Source organism: Parafrankia discariae (genome assembly GCF_000373365.1).
Taxonomy (GTDB): Bacteria; Actinomycetota; Actinomycetes; order Frankiales; family Frankiaceae; genus Parafrankia; species Parafrankia discariae.
On record NZ_KB891219.1, the window covers coordinates 21907 to 41992 of the forward strand.

At 70.0% G+C, this 20086-nt stretch carries 21 protein-coding genes; 13 read left to right on the forward strand and 8 right to left on the reverse strand.

Annotation, left to right across the window (positions count from 1 at the left end):
* The first annotated feature begins 8 nt into the window (after positions 1-8).
* The 9 genes from B056_RS40735 to B056_RS0117220 all read left to right on the forward strand — a co-directional run bounded on the left by B056_RS40735 (position 9) and on the right by B056_RS0117220 (position 9053).
* On the forward strand, positions 9-398 hold the full coding sequence (locus B056_RS40735) for a phage tail assembly protein T (protein ID WP_076784714.1): 390 nt from the start codon (positions 9-11) through the stop codon (positions 396-398).
* Positions 301-2403, forward strand: a complete 2103-nt coding sequence (locus B056_RS39530) for a phage tail tape measure protein (protein WP_018503099.1) — start codon at positions 301-303, stop codon at positions 2401-2403. Before B056_RS40735 ends, B056_RS39530 begins: the two co-directional genes overlap by 98 nt.
* Positions 2403-5753, forward strand: a complete 3351-nt coding sequence (locus B056_RS0117185; RefSeq protein ID WP_026239796.1) for a hypothetical protein — start codon at positions 2403-2405, stop codon at positions 5751-5753. Before B056_RS39530 ends, B056_RS0117185 begins: the two co-directional genes overlap by 1 nt.
* A 13-nt stretch (positions 5754-5766) precedes the next feature.
* Positions 5767-6228, forward strand: coding sequence for a hypothetical protein (locus B056_RS0117190; RefSeq protein WP_018503100.1), 462 nt, complete (start codon positions 5767-5769; stop codon positions 6226-6228).
* 334 nt (positions 6229-6562) lie between these two features.
* Entirely contained in the window at positions 6563-6868 is a 306-nt protein-coding gene (locus tag B056_RS0117200) for a hypothetical protein (protein WP_018503102.1), read from the forward strand.
* A gap of 3 nt (positions 6869-6871) precedes the next feature.
* On the forward strand, positions 6872-7105 hold the full coding sequence (locus tag B056_RS0117205; protein ID WP_018503103.1) for a hypothetical protein: 234 nt from the start codon (positions 6872-6874) through the stop codon (positions 7103-7105).
* Between the two features lie 68 nt (positions 7106-7173).
* Complete coding sequence (locus tag B056_RS41975; protein WP_084647187.1) at positions 7174-7998, forward strand: peptidoglycan recognition protein family protein; 825 nt, start codon at positions 7174-7176, stop codon at positions 7996-7998.
* The gene (locus B056_RS0117215; RefSeq protein WP_018503105.1) at positions 7998-8756 is read left to right on the forward strand and encodes a DNA-methyltransferase; all 759 of its coding nucleotides are present in this window, start codon (positions 7998-8000) and stop codon (positions 8754-8756) included. Before B056_RS41975 ends, B056_RS0117215 begins: the two co-directional genes overlap by 1 nt.
* Before the next feature lie 15 nt (positions 8757-8771).
* Positions 8772-9053, forward strand: a complete 282-nt coding sequence (locus tag B056_RS0117220) for a hypothetical protein (RefSeq protein WP_018503106.1) — start codon at positions 8772-8774, stop codon at positions 9051-9053.
* A 588-nt stretch (positions 9054-9641) separates the two neighbouring features.
* Here the strand turns inward: B056_RS0117220 and B056_RS0117225 are convergent.
* The 3 genes from B056_RS0117225 to B056_RS0117230 are packed head-to-tail and all read right to left on the reverse strand — an operon-like array spanning position 9642 to position 10611.
* Complete coding sequence (locus tag B056_RS0117225; protein WP_230203070.1) at positions 9642-10049, reverse strand: hypothetical protein; 408 nt, start codon at positions 10047-10049, stop codon at positions 9642-9644.
* Positions 10049-10213, reverse strand: a complete 165-nt coding sequence (locus tag B056_RS44485; protein WP_230203039.1) for a hypothetical protein — start codon at positions 10211-10213, stop codon at positions 10049-10051. The genes B056_RS0117225 and B056_RS44485 overlap by 1 nt, the downstream gene beginning before the upstream one ends.
* 53 nt (positions 10214-10266) lie before the next feature.
* The gene (locus B056_RS0117230; RefSeq protein WP_018503108.1) at positions 10267-10611 is read right to left on the reverse strand and encodes a hypothetical protein; all 345 of its coding nucleotides are present in this window, start codon (positions 10609-10611) and stop codon (positions 10267-10269) included.
* 1253 nt (positions 10612-11864) lie between these two features.
* On the opposite strand from B056_RS0117230, the gene B056_RS0117240 reads away from it, so the two are divergent.
* Positions 11865-12113: a hypothetical protein gene (locus tag B056_RS0117240; protein ID WP_195905921.1), complete on the forward strand. Its 249-nt coding sequence runs from the start codon at positions 11865-11867 to the stop codon at positions 12111-12113.
* 14 nt (positions 12114-12127) lie between these two features.
* Positions 12128-12406: a ribbon-helix-helix protein, CopG family gene (locus B056_RS0117245; protein ID WP_195905922.1), complete on the forward strand. Its 279-nt coding sequence runs from the start codon at positions 12128-12130 to the stop codon at positions 12404-12406.
* Between the two features lie 438 nt (positions 12407-12844).
* Here B056_RS0117245 and B056_RS0117250 read toward each other — a convergent pair whose 3' ends face one another.
* From B056_RS0117250 to B056_RS36960, 3 genes are all read right to left on the reverse strand, one after another.
* The gene (locus tag B056_RS0117250) at positions 12845-13126 is read right to left on the reverse strand and encodes a cell division protein SepF (RefSeq protein WP_026239798.1); all 282 of its coding nucleotides are present in this window, start codon (positions 13124-13126) and stop codon (positions 12845-12847) included.
* 212 nt (positions 13127-13338) lie between these two features.
* The gene (locus B056_RS42840; protein WP_154677090.1) at positions 13339-13854 is read right to left on the reverse strand and encodes a hypothetical protein; all 516 of its coding nucleotides are present in this window, start codon (positions 13852-13854) and stop codon (positions 13339-13341) included.
* 219 nt (positions 13855-14073) lie between these two features.
* Positions 14074-15741: an MFS transporter gene (locus B056_RS36960; protein WP_018503114.1), complete on the reverse strand. Its 1668-nt coding sequence runs from the start codon at positions 15739-15741 to the stop codon at positions 14074-14076.
* Between the two features lie 148 nt (positions 15742-15889).
* Here B056_RS36960 and B056_RS0117265 point away from each other — a divergent pair, with 148 nt between their 5' ends.
* Both B056_RS0117265 and B056_RS0117270 read left to right on the forward strand, forming a co-directional pair.
* Positions 15890-16969, forward strand: coding sequence for an Lrp/AsnC family transcriptional regulator (locus B056_RS0117265; protein WP_018503115.1), 1080 nt, complete (start codon positions 15890-15892; stop codon positions 16967-16969).
* Positions 16970-17465: 496 nt separating this feature from the next.
* Complete coding sequence (locus B056_RS0117270; protein WP_018503116.1) at positions 17466-17816, forward strand: MerR family transcriptional regulator; 351 nt, start codon at positions 17466-17468, stop codon at positions 17814-17816.
* Positions 17817-17939: 123 nt separating this feature from the next.
* Here B056_RS0117270 and B056_RS0117275 read toward each other — a convergent pair whose 3' ends face one another.
* Both B056_RS0117275 and B056_RS40745 read right to left on the reverse strand, forming a co-directional pair.
* The gene (locus B056_RS0117275; protein ID WP_018503117.1) at positions 17940-19199 is read right to left on the reverse strand and encodes an MFS transporter; all 1260 of its coding nucleotides are present in this window, start codon (positions 19197-19199) and stop codon (positions 17940-17942) included.
* A 301-nt stretch (positions 19200-19500) separates the two neighbouring features.
* A partial coding sequence (locus B056_RS40745) for a WD40 repeat domain-containing protein (RefSeq protein ID WP_195905923.1) occupies positions 19501-20086 on the reverse strand: 586 nt, incomplete at its 5' end.

Sequence of the window (20086 nt, forward strand, 5' to 3'; positions counted from 1 at the left end):
TGGGCGGCATGACCGTCGGCGAGCTCCTCGCCCGCATCGACTCCCGCGAAATCACCGCCTGGGCCGCCTACGAGCAGGTACACGGCCCGCTCGGCCCCGTCCGCGGCGACTACCAGGCGGCCCTCATCGCCGCCACCATCACCAACATGCTCGCCAGCAAAAAGGGCGTCCGGAAGAAACTCGCGGACTTCCTCCTCGAATGGGACCACAAGCCCCAGACGTGGGAAGACCAACTTGCCGCCGTCCGCTCGATGAACAAGGCGCTGGGCGGCACCGATACAACTTCAGAAGGGCGGCGTCATGGCGACAACCAGCCGGCTCGCGACCCTTCTGGTGCGGATCGCCGGGGACGCCGACGACCTCGATGGCGACCTCGAAGCGGGGATGGCCCGGGCTGAATCGACCGTCACCCGGATGGGTGACCGGATCTCCTCCGCCGCGACCGCCATCGGCGCAGGCGTCGGCGCCGGCCTGGCCGCCGGCATCACACAGAGCCTGGAAACCGAGGCCGCCGGGGACAAGCTCGCCGCCCAGCTCGGCGCGAGCGGGGACCGCGCCGCCGAGCTCGGCAGGGTCCAGGGCGACGTGTACGCCGACGGGTGGGGGGACTCCCTCGACACGGTCGGCCTCGCGATTAAGGGCGTGCAACAGAACATTGGCGATCTCGGTGAGGGGGCCGAGGGTGGGCTGGAAGGCATCGCGTCCAAGGCCCTGATGGTCTCCGAAACCTTCGATCAGGACCTGGGCGTGACCACCGCCGCGGTCGGGAACCTGCTGCGCAACGGCCTGGCTTCCGACGCTGATGAGGCATTCGACATCGTCGTCGCCGGCCTGCAGGGCTCCGGTGACAAGGCCGGCGACCTGTTGGAGACCTTCAACGAATACGCGCCCCTGTTCGCCCGGGTAGGCGTCGACGGCCAGACCATGACCGGTCTTATTTCGCAGGGCCTGAAGGGCGGTGCCCGTGACGCCGATCAGGTCGCCGACGCGATCGGTATTTTCGGTGAGACCGCGCTCAAGGGCGGCAGCTCGGTCGAGGCCGCCTTCCAAAGTATCGGCCTGAACGCGGCCGACATGTCCAGGATGATCGGTCAAGGTGGGCCTGCCGCGCAGCAGGCATTGCAGATGACCATGGATGCGCTGCGTGGCACCTCGAACGAGCAGACGAAACTGAACGCTGCGGCTGCCTTGTTCGGTGATCCAGCTAACACGCTTGGTGCCGCTTTATATGCGCTTGACCCGGCGACTGCCGCGGCGTCGGCCGGCATGGATAACATCGCCGGCCGCACGGACGCTGCCATGACCACGATTGCCGAGAACCCGGCCAGGGCGCTGGAGACCTTCAAACGTTCCGCCATGCAGAAGCTCGGCGAGATATCCGGAACATTCGTGCAGTTCGGAATGCAAAACCGAGGATTTGTTCAGCCGCTCATTATTGTCCTCGGTGTGCTGGCCGGGGCGATTCTCGCGGTGCGGGTCGGCACAACCGCCTGGACGGCCGCGCAGACCGCCTGGCGGGTCGCCACGGCTATCGGGACTGCCGCGCAGTGGGCTTTTAACGCGGCGATGTCCGCCAATCCCGTTTCTTTGATCATAATAGCCGTTGTCGCTTTGACGGCCGGGATTGTCGCCTTGTACATGAAATCCGAAACGGCGCGCGAGATAATCAACGGCGCCTTTTCGGGTATTTGGACCGCGATACAGTTTGTCTATAACTGGGTGCGGGATAACTGGCCGCTTTTGCTTCAGATTTTGACCGGGCCCGTTGGAATTGCGGTTGGGCAGATAGTAAAACACTGGGATTCTATTCGAAATGGGGCGTCCGCTGCTCTCGGCTGGGTGCGGGATAACTGGCCGCTTGTGCTGAGCATTTTGACCGGGCCGATAGGTGCGGCGGTGATCCAGATCGTCACGCACTGGACCGAGATCAAAAACGCGGGCATCGGGGTGCTGAACTGGTTCAAAGATCTGCCGGGAAACCTGGGCTCCGCCCTGTCTCCCGTCGGACAGATCATTTATGCACCGTTCAAATCGGCGTTCAACGCGGTGGCCTCGGCCTGGAACAACAGCGTCGGCAAGGTCGGGTTCAGTGTGCCCGGCTGGGTGCCGAAGCTCGGCGGGAAAAGCTGGAGCATCCCTGACATTCCGCTACTCGCCGCCGGCGGCATCATCGGCCGCGGCGGCCCCGCGGTGGTCGGCGACGCCGGCCCCGAGCTGCTCGACCTGCCCCGCGGTGCCCGGGTCACCCCGCTCCCGCGCGGCGTCACCTCCGGTGGCGGTGGTGGTCAGGGCCGGGTGGTCCTCGACGTGACCGGCGCTGACGAGGAGTTCAAGCGGCTGGTCCGTCGCATGGTGAAGATCGACGGCCGCGGGTCCGTGCAGACCGCGTTCGGGGCCGGCTGATGGGACCTGAGACGCGGGCCCAGCTGCGGATCGGTTCCGCGTGGGTGGACGTGACCGACGACGTGTTCGTGCGGAACCCGGTCGTGATCCGCCACGGGCAGGCCGACGAGGCTCCGCGCGCCGATCCGTCGGCGTGCTCGTTCAGCCTGAACAACCGGGGCGGCCAGTACAGCCCGCGCAACCCGTACAGCCCGTACTACGGCGTCCTCGGCCGTAACACCCCGGTGCGGGTGCAGGTGCGCCAGGGCCCGACGCACCTGGCCCTCGACACGGGACGGATCACCACCCCAGGCGTGAGCGCCCTCAACATCGCCGGTGACCTCGACGTCCGCGTCGACTGCGCCGCGGACGGCGTCGGCCGCGATGGCTGGCTCACTCTCGCCGCCAGGTGGAACAACGCCGGCAACGAGCGCTGCTGGCTGTTCGACCTGGCGGCCGACGGCCGGCTGGTCTTCGAGTGGACCACCGACGGGACCAGCGCGACCTACCGCAGCGCCACCTCGACGGTGCCGGTGTTCGACCTGTTCCGGGACCGCCGTGTGATCGTCCGTGTCACCATCGACGTCGACCACGGCGGCGGCGGACGCACCATCAACTTCTTCCGCGGCCAGTCGCTGAACGGCCCGTGGGACCTCATCAGCTCGGTCGTGCAGGCCGGTGTCACCAGCATCTACGCGGCCGGCACCGCCCCGGTCGACCTGGGCACGCCCAGCGCCTTCGCTCAGGGGGGCACGTGCCGGGTCTACGGCGCGCAGATCCGCAACGGGATCGGCGGCACCCTGGTCGCGGCTCCCGATCTGACTGTGCAGACCCCGGGCGCCACCTCGTTCACTGACTCCGCTGGCCGGGTCTGGACGGTGCAGGGCGACGCGGAGGTGACCGACTACCGGACCCGGTTCGCCGGCGAGGTCGCGGCCTGGCCGACCGAATGGGACCTGTCCGGCCGCGACGTGCAGGTCTCCCTCCAGGCGGCCGGGGTGACCCGCCGCCTGGGCCAGGGCGCCAGCCCGCTGCAGTCCACGCTGCGGCGCCGGCTGATGAGCGGCACCCCGGCACTGCCTGTCGCCTACTGGCCGTGCGAGGACGGCGCATCCGCCACCTACGCCGCCTCACCCCTGCCCCGCGTCGCCCCGCTGGTGCCGTCGGGATGGACGTTCGCGTCCGGGGAGGCCAGCGCTGGATCCGAGCCCCTGCCCGCGATCGGCTACCCCGCGGCCGCGACCGGCCTGGTGCCCAGCTACCGGCAGACAGGCGAATGGCGCGTCGAGGTTGTCTACCGCGTCGACGAGCTGCCTGTCGGCACGTACACGACGCTGATGGATGTCCGGGCCACGGGCACCGTGGTCCACCATCGAATCCTCACCTACGGCCCGGGCCTGTTCGTGCGGTTCGAGGGGTACAACGCCGCCGGCGGCCTGGTCTACGGCGTCGGCTACGACGGCAGCGCCAACGTCGCAGGACTCGTCGGCTCCTGGGCGCGGATCGCGCTGCTCGGCCGCCAGAACGGCGGCAACGTCGAAATCTCGCCCCTGTTCTTGAGTATCGGTGGGGCGTTCAGCTCCTTCCCGATCACGCCGTACGCAGGCACCCTCGGCGTGGTCACGGCCTGGCAGTGCACCCCGGGTGAGGGATACCAGGGCCTGCAGCTCGGCCACATCAGCGTGTGGAACGACGCCGACGTCGACCTGTACGCCTCCGCCGACCATGGGTACACCGGCGAGACCGCCGCCGCGCGGATCATCCGCGTCGGCGCCGAAGAAGCGGTACCCGTCGTGGTGGGTGGCGCGCAGGACACGGCGGACGCGATGGGACCACAGCCCATCGCGACATTTTTGGACGTCCTCGCCGAGACCGGCGAGGTCGACGGCGGCCTGCTCCACGACCGGCGGCACACCCTCGGCCTGCGGCTACGCGGCCGGCGCACCGTCTACAACCAGCCCGTCGCGCTCGAGCTCGACTACGCCGCCGGCGACATCGCCCCCTACCTGCGGCCCGTCGACGACGACCAGGGCCTGGTCAACGACGTCACCGTCACCCGCAAATCCGGCGCGTCCGCGCGGGTCGCGCTCGAGGTCGGCCGGCTCTCAGTCCAGCCCCCGCCCGCCGGCGCCGGCCGGTACGACACCGGGATCACCCTCAACCTGCGGGCCGACGAGCAGACCGAGCCGCACGCCGCCTGGCGGATGGCACTGGGCACGGTGGACGAGGCCCGCTACCCCACGATCCGCGTCGACCTCCTCGCGTCCCCGCACCTCGTCGACGACGTGGTCGACCTCGACCTCCTCGACCGCGTCCAACTGATCAACCCGCCGCCGTGGATCCCCCCGGACGACGTCGAACTGATCGCCCGCGGCTACACCGAGACGATCAACGTCGATCAGTGGGACGTCGAAATCAACTGCACCCCTGGGAGCCCGTGGCTGCCCGGGGTGTGGGGGAATCCCGACTCGACCCGCGCGGACACCAGCGGCTCGGCCCTCGCCGCGGCCGCCACCCAGAACGCCACCGAACTCGTCGTCGCCACCCAGCTCGACCCGACCTACGACCGCCGGCCCTGGGCGCCTTCCGCCGGCCCGGACGCGGTCGCCGGCCAGCACCCGTTCGACGCCCGGGTCGGCGCCGAGGTCGTGCGGGTGAGCGCCGTCGACAACTGGGCCCGCGACGCGTTCGGCCGCACCGTGGCGAACAGCTGGGGAACCCCCGATGTGGGCGGCGCCTGGCAGGACACCGGCGGCGCCGCCAGCGACCGCAGTGTCGCCGCCGGCGTCGGCACCATCCTGCTCACCTCCACCGCCGTACGACACCAGACGCTCGTCGGCGACCTCGGCGACGTCGAGATCCTCACCCGCATCGTCATCCCCCAGACCAGCACCGGCGCCGCGGTCCTCGCCGGGATCCTCGCCCGCTACGTCAGCACCACCGCGTTCTACCGAGTGCGGGTGCACGCCGAGACCACCGGCGCACTCACCCTCTCCGTCACCCGCGCCGGCACCCAGCTCGCCACCGCCGACCCGGGCATCAGCTACACCCCCGGCGCCGCCGTGTGGCTGCGCATGCGCGTCGTCGGCCACACCGTCCTCGGCCGCCTCTGGCCCGACGCCGACGCCGAACCGGGCTTCTGGCAGATCAGCACGACCGTCACCACCGACATGATCGACACCGGCCGGGTCGGCCTGGTCGCCTCGTACTTTGCCGGCAACACCAACGTCAACCCGACGCTGTCGTTCGACGACTTCCGGACGATCACCGTGCAGCGGCTGACCGTCACCCGGGCCATCAACACCGTGAGCAGGGCCTGGCCCACCGGCACCGACGTCCGCCTCGCCCGGCCCATGCGCATCGCCCTCTGACCGGGAGACCCCTGTGACACAGCCTGTCCCGCCGAACTTCTACGCGGGTTCGTTCGTCGACGCCGACGACCTGCAGGGCGTCGCCGGCGGACCGAAAACCCCCTACATCCCGTCCCTCACCAACCTCAGCATCGGTAACGGGACACGGGTCGGCTGGTACCGGTGGATGAACAGCGGCGTCATCAAAGTCCTGGCGCAGATCGTCTGGGGCAGCACCACCACCGTCGCCGGCGTCATCGAAATCGGCCTCCCATCCGGGGTCACCCTCGACGTCACCGCACCTCAGCTGGGGGTTGCGCTGGGCACGGACAGCGCCCCGTTCACGCGGTTCGCGGGCCTCACCGTCATGTCCGCGACGACCTTCAGCCGCATGATCTTCGGCTCGACGACTTCGACCGGCGCCAACGCCACCTATCCCTGGACCTGGGGCAACGGCGACGCGCTGATCGTCTGCGGCGAATTCCACACCATCTGACGGCCTCACGGCCGCGCCGCCCGCACGACACCAGACAGATGAGGGGACATGCGCCGATGGTCGACCATAGCCACGGGGATCTTCGAGGCGATCTCACGCGTCGTGGGACTCCTCGGAGTCATCCACGAGCTCGCGACCGGCCTCGAGCGGCCGATCATCGTCGGCGTCTGCGCTCTCATGATGGGACTGCCCGACGCCTGGGAGATCGACCGGGCCCGGCGCGGGGCGCGCGACGACCCACCGCCGCCGCGGCCACCGTCTGGCGAGGATGGACCTGGACCCTCCTCTTCACCGCCGGCTGCCTCGGGCTGACGGCGATCCTGGTGGTGGCCCGGTGATCGGCTCGGTCCGCGGCCGGATCGGCGCCGTCCTACTCGCCGCGCTGCTCGCCGTCCTCGCTGCTTGGTACGTACGCGACACCCAGCGTGCGCTTCGCCAGCTGCGCGTCGAGGTACGCGCGGACTGCGCGTTCAAACGGGACATGACCCGGCTCGCTGAGCGGCTGCCCGAGTCGGCCGGGCCGGTTACCCTGACCATCAGCTGGGACGCCTACGACGCATACATCAGGAAGGGCTGCCCGGCAGAGCTCGGGCCGCTGGCCCCGCCCCCCAAGTCGCGGCCCCCGGCCGAGCGCGGGTAGCCCATGGCCCGCTTCTGGGACGAGGTCCGCGACGGCGAGCCGTGCCGCGAGATCGACCGGGCCACCTGGACCGACCGTCACACCAGAGCCGGCACCCCCCCTCCCCGCGGGATGGGCCCGGTCGGCCGCGTTCCCGCCGAACAGGCCGCGGACCGGCTCCGCTATGCCGCGCTCCTCATCGCCCTGGCGCTCGTCGCCGCCAGCGCCTGCATCTGGTCCCTGGGAGGCCTCCGGTGACGAGCTACCCCACCCGCTACCCGGGCGCCCGCTGGCGCCCGATTCCGATCAACCACAGCTCCGGCGGGATGGTCCAGCCCACCCGCGGCCTGATCCCACATGTCCAGATGGGCACCAGTCCGCCATTCGGCTGGTTCAGCAACCCGGACGCGGAGGTCAGCTCGCACCTCTGGCTGTCGGTTGACGGCATTTTCGAGCAGTACGTCGTGTTCGGCGACAAAGCCTGGGCTCAGGGCGCTGGAAATGCTTCCTGGATCAGCTGCGAGTGCGCCGGCCGGGACACCGACGACTACACACCCATCCAGGTTCAGCGCCTCGGCGAGTTCTTCGCCTGGGGGATGCGGGAGTTCGGCTGGCGCGCCGAGGTCACCGACTCGCCGTCCGGCTATGGCATCGGCACGCACCGGATGGGCGGCGCCGCCTGGGGCGGCCACTCCTGCCCCGGCACGATCCGCGCGAACCGCCGCGGCGACATCCTCGCCGCCGCGCTCGGCCGACCCACCACACCGACCCCGGAGGAAGACGTGCCCCTCACCGAGGCCGAAATCAACACCATCGCGGACCGGTCTGCGGCGAAGACGCTCGCCGCGCTCTGGGCGCAGATGGGCGACGTCAAGCCCACCGTCCGCCAGGGCGACGTCGGCGACGTCCTCGCGCAGACCTACAACAAGGCCGGCGACCTCCAGGCCACGATCGCCCGGATCGAGAACTTCCTGGGCGGGCCGTTCAGCGCCTGGACCGCCACCCAGGAGACCGCCCTCCGGGAGATCCGGACCCTGCTCGCCGGCGGCACCGGCGCCGATCCCGCCGTCGCCGGCGCGCTACTCGAGCGGCTCGACAGCGTCCTGGCGGCGTTCGCCGCGCCCCGCACGTACACCGTCACCCCAACCTGATGGGGCTACCCACCCCCTACTACCAAAACGACCAGGTCACCCTGTATCACGGCAACAGCCTGGAACTCCTCGCCGAGTACGCCGACCAGCTGACCGCCGAGGCGATCGTCACCGACCCTCCCTACGGCGAGATCAGCCTCGCCTGGGATGTATGGCCCGACGGCTGGCCCGGGCTGGCCGCCGGCGCCGCGGCATCGATGTGGTGCTTCGGCAGCATGCGGATGTTCCTCAAGCACTTCGACGACTTCCGTGGCTGGCGCCTCTCCCAGGACATCATCTGGCAGAAAGCCACCGGCACCGGCCCGGTCGCCGACCGCTTCCGCCGGGTCCACGAGTACGCACTGCACTGGTACCGAGGGAAATGGCGGGAGATCTACAAGGACCCGCAGTGGGAACCCAACCCGGTCTCCAAGCTCAAGGTCGGCACGGTCTCGCGTTCCGGCCCGGACAAGGCCCCGCACTTCTCCGGGATGGGCGCCTCCACCTACCTCTACGACGGCACCCGCCTCGTCCACAGCGTTATCCCCGCGAAGAGCCTCCGGGGGAAGGCGCTACACCCGACGGAGAAGCCGCGGGAGATCCTCGCCCCGCTGATCCGCTACTCCTGCCCACCCGGGCGCGTCGTCCTCGACCCCTTCGCCGGCTCCGGCAGCACCCTCCTGGTCGCCGCCGCCCTCGGCCGCCGCGCGATCGGCATCGAACGCGACGAGCGCTACGCCGAAATCGCCGCACGCCGCCTGTCCACCGCGTCCCGATAGCCCTGGAGGAACCCCGTGCGTAACGTCCTCACCCGCATCGCCGCGGCCGCCCGCGACCTCGCCGAGCGCGCCACCCGCGCGGCCGGCGTCTCGTTCGGCGCCAGCCTGGCCGCTATCACCGCGGCGGCCGCCGCCGGCGACATCTCCACCGCCCGGCTTCTCCTCTCCGCTGCGGCCGGCGCGGCCGCGGGCGCCGCCGGCGACGTCATCCTCAGCGCCATCGGCGCGAACCGCGGCATCACCGGCTCGGCCTCCCTCGACCCGACTAACCAAGGGCCGGTCAACCCGGCCCGGTAACCCCGACAGGCGCCGAACCAGGCGCACCATGCCGCGAACGACAGCGCCGGCCACCCCACCCGGGGTGGCCGGCGTTTCGTCATGTCCAGTCCTAACAGCGCGGGTTAGCCTGCGGGCGGGTGCTCCTCCCGGTGCATCTGCAACGAAGCCCCGTCCGTGTCCCCGGGCGGGGCTTCGTCGTGTCCGGGGTCTGACGGCGCGCCGCGCTGGTCACCGGGGTGACCTTGGAATGGCGGGTACCGTCACCGCCGCGTCGCCGCACCTCGAACCCGGCGCCGCCGGCCCGGTCACCCGCAGGGGGGCGACCGGGCCCCTCATGTGTGCGGGACAGGCCAGCGTTTCATCGTGTCCAGCCCCGGGGGTGCGGGCTAGCCTGCCGGTGGATGCACCTGTCTGCGGGGGGCATCCGCAGCGCAGCCCCGCCTGATGGGGAACACGGGCGGGGCTGCGTCATATCCGGGTGCCGACACGCGCCGTAGCGCCAGGGCAGGCGACACCGAGCCCGGTAACCTGCCGCTGTCGATGGCAGACGCGGCGACGCCTCACCTGGTAGTCCCCCTTCCGGGTGGGGCTTCGTCGTGCCAAGGATCAGCCGACGATGCGCCGCAGCATGGCCAGGTTCGCCTGCTCGCCAGCGACCCGCCCACGGCGCAACGCCTGGCGGAGCCCAGCGAGATCTACCGACACGACGAGATCGCTCATGCCCTCGTGGTCCGTGGTCAGGAACCAGCGGCGCAGCCTGCCGGCTGCTGCTTCCCGCAGCCACACACCGCGGCACTCCGTCGCCAGTGCGCGGACGAACCGTGCCCGCTCGTCCGACCCATCCGCCCACTCCTGCAGCGCGGTGTAGAGCGCTGCGGCTGCGGCCGCGCTCTGGTCTGCGCGTCGCGCGGCCCGCCGCGCCCGCCGGCGGCCGAGCGCCCGCCTCAGAGCTCCGGGCCGTGCCGGAGCCGACTCCGGCACGGAAACCGGCGCCTGGATGCCCATCGCGTCCATCACGCCGTCCCATCCCCTGTGGGCGCCGTGGCGGCCGCCTGCTTGGCGAGGGGGGTGCCGTTCGCGCGGCACTTCGCGCATCCGAGCGGGCAGCTGATGCTCAGATTGCGGGCGGCGCGGCGCTGCTCGCGAGTGCCGTGCGGGTCGGCAGCGATATCGCGCACGCGCTGACTGGCGTAGCGGCCGCCAGCGCCACGCTCGTGCCCGCCGGCGCGGCTCATGCGGAGCCGCGCAGTTCGATGAGACGGGCACGTGCCACACGGGCGCCGGCGGCCATCTCGCGCACCAGGCGGGCGATCAGATCGACGGCGTCACCGTCGAGCTCCTCGGCGAGCATCTCGGCCCTGACGGAGATGTATGTGCCGGCCGCGTGCTGGACGGCAGCGGGGGTGTCGTGCGGGGCGCAGATCCGCTGCGCCTGCGCCAGGTCGTTGTCGCTCGGCTGCAGCGCCGCCAGGGGGAGAGCGGATGCCTGCTTGGGGCTCGTGTCGACACCTCGATGTTCCGTCGCGCTGTGAGGTATCTCATGTGCCGATGGGGTCGAGGGTATAGAGCCGTGCATGGGTATCTCCGGCGGTCAGGCGCCCTTGTAAGGCGCGTGTGGCACCGCCGTGGGAGATGTTAACTCGACCCCGTATGGTGCCCGGCGACCTGCAACAATGCAGGTCAGCTCTGCGTTAACGGGGGAGTAACTTACAAGCGAGTGGTCGCAGGTTCGATCCCTGCCGCGCCCACGCGCTGGTTCCGCGTGCTTGTCGATCCTTTGGCCGGGCTCCTGACCAGCATGTATGTCTGCCGGGGGACAAGTGTCTCCTAGCTCCGAACCTCGTAAAGATCGATTCTCGGGTCGGCGTGGAGAGTGCAGCGCTCAGACACAACTTAAGTGCGCGATCATGAGGTAGTTGACCACGGCCCTGGGCGTGGTGTGTACGGGTTCAGTGCTTTGGGGAGTGCGGCCAAGCCCCTGGTCCCGGCATCGGGCCCGGCGACCGTGCCTCCTGTTCTGTCGAGATGGCTGCCACCCATGTCCTGATTGTCGGTTCTCACCCGAAAGCGCTGCCAGGTATTGATGCCCAGGAGGTTGACCGGGGTCTCGCGTACGGTCTCGAATCGGTCCAGGAAGCCGGTTATCTAGGGGAGCAACTCCTTGTCCCACTCGATGAGTCGGCCGTGGGTCGGATCGAGCGGGCGGTCGCCAGCCAAGGTGGGATGTCGTTGTCATCGGCGGTGGTGTCCGCAAGCCTGAGCCGCTGCTGGAGTTCTTCGAGGCCGTGGTCAACCTCGTTCATGCCGGCGCGCCGACGGCCAGGATCGCTTTCAACTCCGACGGTGGATCGACTCTCGAAGCCGTTGAACGGGGCCTGTCCTGAAAGAACCCGCGGCCACCACAATCCTGTGGGTGGGGTCAGCCGTATGCGGCCCAGCCTGTCCAAGCCTTGCGGACCAGTGTTTGACCGCAACCTGCGTGTCGGCCTGAGTAAGGACCCGGCCCAGTCGACCGAGGGCGGCTTCTGGGCCTATGTCATCGGTGTCGCCCGCAAGTCGTAGGGCTGTCGCCTGGACCCATCCAGCACGCCGGGATGCCCTCAGATACTCCCTGGAAGGGGGCCCCTGCGCGCCGCTCGACGCGGCAGGGCGTACACGCCGCGCGACGGTCGCTCGTCGCGCGCCGAACCTGCGTCGTCGGTGCTTCCTGGCGGTTGCGGCTGGCGACCGGTTCATCGGATCCGTTCCGGGTGATCTCGGTGGGGCGCGCTGGTCCGGTCCCGGCGCCCTCTATGGCGGTCCGGCTGCAGGTCGAGGTTTCGTATTACGATGGTGGATGTGGAGATCCACCGGTCGGCGCGTAAGCACGGAGTGGCCGACGCCGACATCCTTCACGCCGCTGTGAGGTACCTGGTCGCCTTCGCGCTCGACGACGAGAACCCGCGGCGGGAGCTTCGGCTGGGTCCGGATAGGTCGGGCAACCTTCTGGAGATCGTCGTCCTGCTCCTTGACGATGGCACCGAACTGATCATCCATGCGATGCGTACGCGTCCGAAGTATCGGGGTCTCCTGCCGTGATGAGGAGGGGTGAGATGACAGGCGAGACAGGGCGTGTCCCCACGTCAGGTGGGGTGCCAGTTACTGACGAGCTCGTGGCGCGGCTTGCTGGGGAGGCTGAGGCCGGCTATGACGTCGAGCTTCTGCGGCGCCGGGGTGGGCGGCGGCCGATCGGGTCGGCGCCGGGCGAGGTCGTGCCGGTGCGGCTTGATCCGGAGCTGCGAGCGGCCCTGGCGAGTCGCGCGGCTGCTGACCACACGAATGCCAGTGAGGTGATCCGGCAGGCCCTCCGTGCCTGGCTCGACGTCGCCTGACAGCGCGAGACTCGTGGGGGAAAGGTCTGCGTTCCCATGCCGTGATCCTGTCTGCGCTCGTTCAGGAGATCCGGCAGTGCTGTGATGTGTGTGATTTTCGTCATGTTGGGTATCTCGGAACCGTGTCGATAGAGATCGTTTAGACACAACTCAATTGTGGGCCCGACGCTCCGCGGTGACCTGTATCTATGCAGGTGAAGTACGGCGTTAGCCCTATATCCGCTTACAAGCGGGTGGTCGCAGGTCGATCCCTGCCGCGCCCGCGCGCTGGTTCCGCATGCTTGTCGATCCTTTGGATCGCCTGCGGCGCAGCCGTAATGCTGGTCGGGGGACGTCCCCCGAGCCCCCAGACGGGGCGCCTGCGGCGCCTCTGGGGCCCGGGGAATCGGCCTTTTGTAGCAACGTCCGCCGTGGCTGTCGGGGCACGGGCGGAGTCGGTCAGGATGCGTAGCGGTGACGGAGCTGGCGTTCCTGCTCCGGGGGCAGATCTTGTCCGGCCACCAGGTAGACGCCGACGCCGAGCGAGGACGCCTCGGCGCGAAGCACGAAGGCCGCGCCGATGGCGTAGTCGCGAACCCGCTGGGCATCCGCGGCCTCGATGGCGCGTAGATCCATGATGACGGGGCCCCTGTCGCGGATGGTCTCCACGATCCGGCCGCAGTCGGAGAGCGTCTCGACCATGATTGTTTCTGGCTCGTTCGGCTCATCGAGATTGGTCATCCCGGCAGGACTCATGTGCAGATTATCCGTCGATGTCGCTGCCTGAAACCTCATCCCGCCCGCCTTCGCGTGCCTTGATGGAGAGTGACAGGAACCCCGCCACTCGCCGAGGCCGATCGCACGGGGCTGCCGCCGGAGGAACTGCTCGTCAATCTCCGATCAGGCGGTCGTCGAGGCCAGCCGCCGGCTCTGCTCCGCGTGGGACGAGTCGCTCAGTGGGCTGTGCGCGGCGGGGTCGGGTTGATGCTGTCGCTGTCCCAGGTGATCCGTTGGTCGGCCTGGACGGGTATGGCTTCGAGCCGATCGTCCGCGGTGAGAGCGTTGATGCAGGCCTGGCTGCCGCCGACGTAGGTGGTCATCAGGTCCACATCGGTGGCGACGCACCATGCACGGTCCTCGGGCCACCACAGGCTGGCCCGCTGATCCCAGGGTGGATGCTCCAGCGATGTGGTCGCCGCGGTCAACGGGCCGGTCAGCAGGACCATGGGACGGTGCGTCATGGCGACGGTCGGGATTCCGACGGTGGGTACGACGAGTGCGCCGAATCCTCGCCATACCGCGAACCAGCATCGGTTCGTGGTGGTCGTGTGCCGAGCGAGCAGGCCGGAGAGATGCGCTGTCTGCGGAACGGGTAGGGATCCTTGCGCTGGTTGGTTGTTCCACAGTCCGGGCTGATCGCTGCTGCCCTGCAGGTATTGCCAGGAGCCGGTGATGGAGATCCACTCCATTCGTTCACTGTCACCGGGCGGCGGTGGCGGCGCAACGAAGTTCGTGCGGGAAGAGGGGGATGGCGTCTCGTGACGGGCCGGTGGGCTCTGTGTTGGCGCGGTTCGGGGGTCTGGAACTGATCGTCCTGGCAGTCTTCGATCTGTCCCAGGACGGCCTGTCCCTTCGGTGTGACGGTTCCACGTTCCCTGAGGTTCCACGTTCCTTGAAGGGGCCCAGGCCTACGTTGCGGGCTTGCTCGACTCGGCTGGTGTCTGGCCCGGAGCCGGAGTTGCCGGCGGGCTCTGGTCCCCGGCAGGGGCCTGAGCCGGCGTGGCACCGGTCGGGGCGGTACCGGTTGAGTCCGTGCCAGTCGGGCTCGCGCCGGTTGGCGGGGCCTGCTGGGGGACGGCGGCGAAGTCCTTGCCGCGGATCAGGGCGAGGGCCAGGGCGCCGCCGAGGATCGCCAGGACGCCGGCCGTGACGAACAGGTCGTTCAGCGCACCGGCGAAGCTGGCGTGGATCGCGTCGGTCAGCGCGGGCCGGGCCGCTGCCGGGGCGGCGCCGATCACCTGGCCCGCGCCGCCGCCGTGCACCGCGTCGGCGATCTGGTCCGCCTGCCCGGCCAGCGCCGGGACGCCCGCGAGCCGGTCGTCGAGGCCGTGCGCGAGCTGGGCGGTGAAGATCGAGCCGTAGGCGGCGGTGCCGACCGCGATGCCGACCTGGCGGAACGTGGTGTTCACCCCCGACGCCATGCCGGACCGGAACGGATGCACGACGCCGACCGCCGTCGAGGCCAGTGGTGGGTTCACCAGACCCGACCCGGCGCCCGCGATGACGAGTCCCGGAATGAGGTGCGTCCAGTCGGATCCGGCGTCCAGGCCGGCCATCAGCAGCAGCCCGGCGCCGACGAGCGTGAGGCCCGGGCCGATGAGCCAGCGGACCGGTACGACCGTCGACAGCCGCCCCGCCGCGGCCGCCACGACCATCGCCGTCGCGGAGAGGAGCAGCATCCGCAGGCCGGCTCCGAGCGCCGAGTAGCCCAGGTCGTTCTGCAGGTAGACCGTCAGGTAGAGCAGCATCGCGTACAGCGAGCCGTTCATCGCGAACGCGGCGACCGAGCCGCCGAGGAACGTCGGGATCCGCAGCAGCGACAGGTCGAACATCGGGTGCGCCACCCGCGTCTCGGCCACGACGAACGCCACGAGGAGCACCGCCGCCAGGACGAGACAGATGATCACGCCGCCGTCGCCCCAGCTGTCCTCGCTGGCCCGGATCAGCCCGTAGACGAGCGCGACCAGCCCCGAGGTCAGCGTCGCGAACCCGGCCCAGTCCGGCCGGTGGGCGTGCGGGGCGCGCGACTCGTCCACCTTCCGCAGCGCGATCGCGATCGCGGCCACACCGACCGGCAGGTTCACCCAGAAGATCCCTCGCCAGCTCACTCCGCTGGTGATCAGACCGCCGAGGATCGGCCCGAGCGCGGTCGACACGCCGGCGACCGCGCCCCACGCGCCGAACGCGATGCCGCGCTCCCGGCCGTGGAAGTTCATCGCGAGCAGCGCGAGCGACGTGGCGAACAGGATCGCCCCGCCGACACCCTGCAGCGCCCGGGACCCGATCAGCATCAGCGGCGTCTGCGCCGCCGCGCACAGCGCGGAGCCGGCGGTGAAGATCCCCAGGCCGATGAGGAACAGCAGCCGGCGGCCGTACCGGTCGGCGAGCGAGCCGGAGGTCAGCAGCAGCGCCGCGAGGGTGAGCGCGTAGGCGTCGACGACCCACTGCACGTCGCTGAAGCTGGTGTTCAGCTCCTGCTGGATGTCGGGCAGCGCCACGACGACGATCGTGATGTCGAGCAGGAGCATGAACGTCGACGCCAGCACCGCGACGAGCGTCCACCATTTGCGTTCCATCGACCCTCACACGTCCCTTCGGACCGGGCGTCGGCCCCGCGACCTGGACGACCTCGCCCGCGGGGACTGCCCCGCGACGCCGGTCTCCACTTTGCCGGCCGTCGGGAAACGAACCGCCGGATATGGCACGCCGTGTAGATTTCCAGCCGTGACGACGGCCGTCCCGCGGGAATCCGACACGACGCGGGCTCGGCACGTGGTGACCGACCCGGACGACCTGCGGATCATCCGTGCGCTGCAGCTCGCGCCCCGAGCGCCCTTCGCGCGGATCGCGGCCGTGCTGTGCCTGCCCGAACGGACGGTCGCCCGGCGCTACGGCGCGTTGCGCCGCGACGGGATCCTGCGGATCTTCGGCATTCTGAACCCGGCCACGACGGGCGAGCATCCGTGGAGCGTCCGGGTGCACTGCCGTCCTGACAGCGCCGAGGCGCTGGCCGCGGCGCTGGCGCGGCGCGACGACATCGCATGGGTGGTCCTGTCCGCGGGCGGATCCGAGGTGACCTTCGCGATCCGGTCGCTGTCGGCCGAGCAGCGCGACACCCTGCTCACCCGCCGGCTGCCCCGCGCGGCCCATGTCCTGAGCGTCGAGGCCTCCGTCCTGCTGCACTACTTCGTCGGCCAGCGCTCCGATGACTGGGGAGCGCTGGCCGGGTATCTGGGCACCGACGAGACGGCCGCGCTGCGCGTTGCCGCCGTCCCGTCGGCCGCCGCCCCCGCGCCGCGGCCTGTGCCGCTGGAGCCGGCTGACGAGGCGATCGCCGCCGTGCTGGCCCGCGACGGCCGTGCGAGCTACGCGGAGCTGGCCGCCGCGGCGGGGATGAGCGAGGGCCGGGTCACCCGCCGGCTCGGTGCGCTGCTGCAGAGCGGCACGATGCACCTCGACATGGACCTGGCCATGACCAGACTCGGCTACAACGCGAAGGCCCACCTCTACATGGGAGTCAGCCCGGCCCGGCTGCACGAGACCGGCCAGGCGCTCGCCGACCTGCCGGAGGTCGCGTTCGCCGCGGCCCGGTCCGGCCGGCACAACCTGGTGGCCTCCGTCGTCTGCCGCGACCTGGCCGATCTCTACGCCTTCACCACCCGCCGCGTCGGCCAGCTCGACGGCATCCAGACCCTGGAGATCTCACCGGTCTTCCGTACGGTCAAGCAGTCCGGAGCCTGGACCGACGACGGCCGTCTGGTCGAACCGCCCCTCGTCCACCGCCCGCGCCGCCAGCCGGCCTGATCGGCAGGTGCGCCCGCGTCGTCCCCGGCCGGCGCTGGTGATGATTGGGCTCCGGAGCACAGCTGTGTCCTCGATCCCGAAAAATCTGTCGCCGCCACGGTAGACATTGGCTGCCGTCCTGGGTAGAGTTCATCTCGTAGCCAAGAGAGTCCATGGTCGCGGCAGACATGAACTGTCGCGAGCGGGGCGGCGGCCAGGCGGGTCGCCGAGCATCACCGTAAGGAGTCCGGCAAGTACCCGGTAGTCGGTCTGTATGGAGAGGGGGCAGGCGCCGTCAGGCTCGGCCGAGCGATGATCCAGCTCGTTCGGTCACCGTAGGCCCCGGATTGGAAGGTGGTCCCCGGTCACGCACACCCGATCCCTGCATCGCCACCCTCTCAGGTGGGCATGCGGTTTCCAGAGTCCGGCGCGTTCTGGCCGGTAAATGGTTTTGAACCCCCCTGGGGCCTTGGTGCCGTACGGCACCAAGGCCCCTAGACGTGTCCCGAGAGGCGCGATGACCCCTGGAAGCACACGCAAAACGGCCGACAGTCTCGACGACGACGACTACCCCGCCTACACCATGGGCCGCGCCGCCGAGATGCTCGGCACCACGCCCGCTTTCCTGCGGACCCTCGGCGAAGCCCGCCTGATCACGCCGCTGCGCTCAGAGGGCGGCCACCGCCGCTACTCCCGTTACCAGCTGCGGATCGCCGCCCGCGTCCGTGAACTCGTCGACCAGGGCACCGCGATCGACGCCGCCTGCCGCATCGTCATCCTCGAAGATCAACTTGCTGAGGCTCAGCGGCTCAATCAGCAGCTACGCCAACCGGCGACAGGCTCGCCGCCGCCCGCTGAAACCTCATGACGGCGGACTGGCAGGAAGGCGAGTGGGACGCGGTGCGGTAGCGGGAGTGGTTCGGCCCCGGCGGCCCGCCTTGGACCGGGCGGCTTTCGAGGCGTGTCGAGCTCCCGGGAGCTCACCGAGAGGTCAGGGGCCGGCCGGGGCCGCGTGGGGCTGGGGCGTTCCCGCGGAGGACCAGCGCAGGGCCGGGGTGGTGGCCGCCACCACGGCGACGGCGCCGAGGCACAGCAGGCCGCCGCTGATCAGGCTGGCCGTACCGGTCGTGGCGGCCGCGACGACGCCGCCGCGCAGGTTGCCGAGGTGCGGGCCGGCCTGCCCGACGATGGTCTCGGCGGCGCTGATGCGGCCCAGTAGTTCACCGGGGGTGTGCAGCTGGACGATCGTGCTGCGGGAGACCACCGAGACGGTGTCGGCGCCGCCGGCCAGGACCAGGAAGGCCAGCCCGACCCAGGGATCGTGGGCCAGGGCGAACAGGGTGAGCGCCGCGCCCCAGGTGGCGGAACCGCAGATCATGACCAGGCCGGGGCGGGGGAGTCGGATGAAGGCCCCGGAGAGCAGGGACGCGACGAGGCCGCCGACGGCCATCGCGGTGAGGAACAGGCCGAGAGTGCGCGGGTCGTTCCCGAACCGCTCGGCGTTGATCAGCGGGAACAGGCTGACGGGCATCGACAGTGCGGTGGTGGCCAGGTCGGTGAGCAGGGCGCCGCGGATGACGGGGGTGCGGACCAGGAAGGAAAGACCTTCCAGCACTCCGCGCGGGCCGGGTGCGGCGGGCGCGTCCCCGGGGCTCATCGGGGGCAGGCCGAACGCGCCGAAAATGACGGCGGCGAAGGTGAGCGCGTCGAGCAGATAGCACCCGCCGACGCCCAGCCAGCCCACGATCAGCCCGCCCAGGGCGGGGCCGGCGAGCATGGAACCCTGGACGGCCAGCCCGCGCAGGGCCAGGCCGGCGGCCAGCTGCGACCGGGGCAGCAGGTACGGGATGAAGGTGCGCGACGCCGGGCCGCTGCCGGCGGTGAAGCACGACTGCGCCGCGACCAGTCCCAGCACGCCGACGGTCGGAAGATGCCCGAGAAAGCTTTGCAGGGCGAGCAGGAGCGAGCAGGCCGCCTGCCCACCGGTGGTGATCAGGTAGAACGTCCGCCGGTCCACGCGATCGACCATCGATCCGGCGAGGAGCCCGAGCGTGACAAGCGGGACCGCCTGGGCCAGACCGACGGCCCCGGTCCACACGGTGCTCTGAGTCGTCTGCCAGACCTGGAACATCACGGCGACGAGCGCCATCTGACCGCCGATGCCGGAAAGGGTCTGCCCGATCCACAACCGCCGGAAGGCGGGGGACGAACGCAGGGGAGCGACGTCGAGCAGGGCGTGCCTCAGCCCCACGCGGAATCCTCGGCCGGCCTGGCGGCGATCCGGTCGTGGGAACGTCCCCTTTTCCGGGCCTGCTCGACGGCCGCGACGACCTGGGTGCGTGGGCAGGGCATCTCGGCCTCGATCTCGGCTTGGGTGGCGTGGGCGACCCGCCACCGACTCGGTGGACGTCCAGGCCACGGAGGCCGACGGCGAACGGACCCCGCGCCGGTGTGAGCTCTGGTCAAAGGATTCCGGCGATCACGGCCGTGACGTTGACGTCCTCGCTTCGATCCTGCCCCGTCCGAACGCATTCCGGGGATCGGGTGGCATTTTACTGGTTTTCTGATCCTGACAGCGCCCATAGCTGTATCTTATTGTCTTTGCTGCCGGTGGCCAGAGTGCGGTCGTCGGGAGAAAATGCTATCGACCATATCCAGTCGGTATGGCCGGTCAGGGGTGGGGTGAGCCGTCGGGGATTGGACCGGTCGGTCAGATCCCACAGCAGCGCCGTGTTGTCGTAGCTGCCGCTGGCCAGAATGCGGCCGTTGGTGGAGAAGGCAAGAGGCCCTACTGTATTTTTGTGGCCAACCAGGGGTGGGTCGAGTAGCTGAGGTTTTTCTCGGTCGGTAACGTCCCACAGCCGGATTCTGGTATCCCTGGCGCTGGTGGCCAGCGTACGGCCATCAGGGGAGAACACCGCCGAGTTCGCCCCGCCAGTGTGGCCGGAGAGAGGTTGGCCGAGAGGGCGGGGCTTTGATCGGTCGGACAGGTTCCACAATCTCACTGTGTTATCGAGGCTGCTGCTGGCCAGAGTTCGGCCGTCGGCGGAGAACGCCACCGAGTTCACCCAGTCGGTGTGGTGATCGGGGAGTGGGCCGAGTGGCTGGGGGTGGGTCCGGTCGGTGACGTCCCACAGG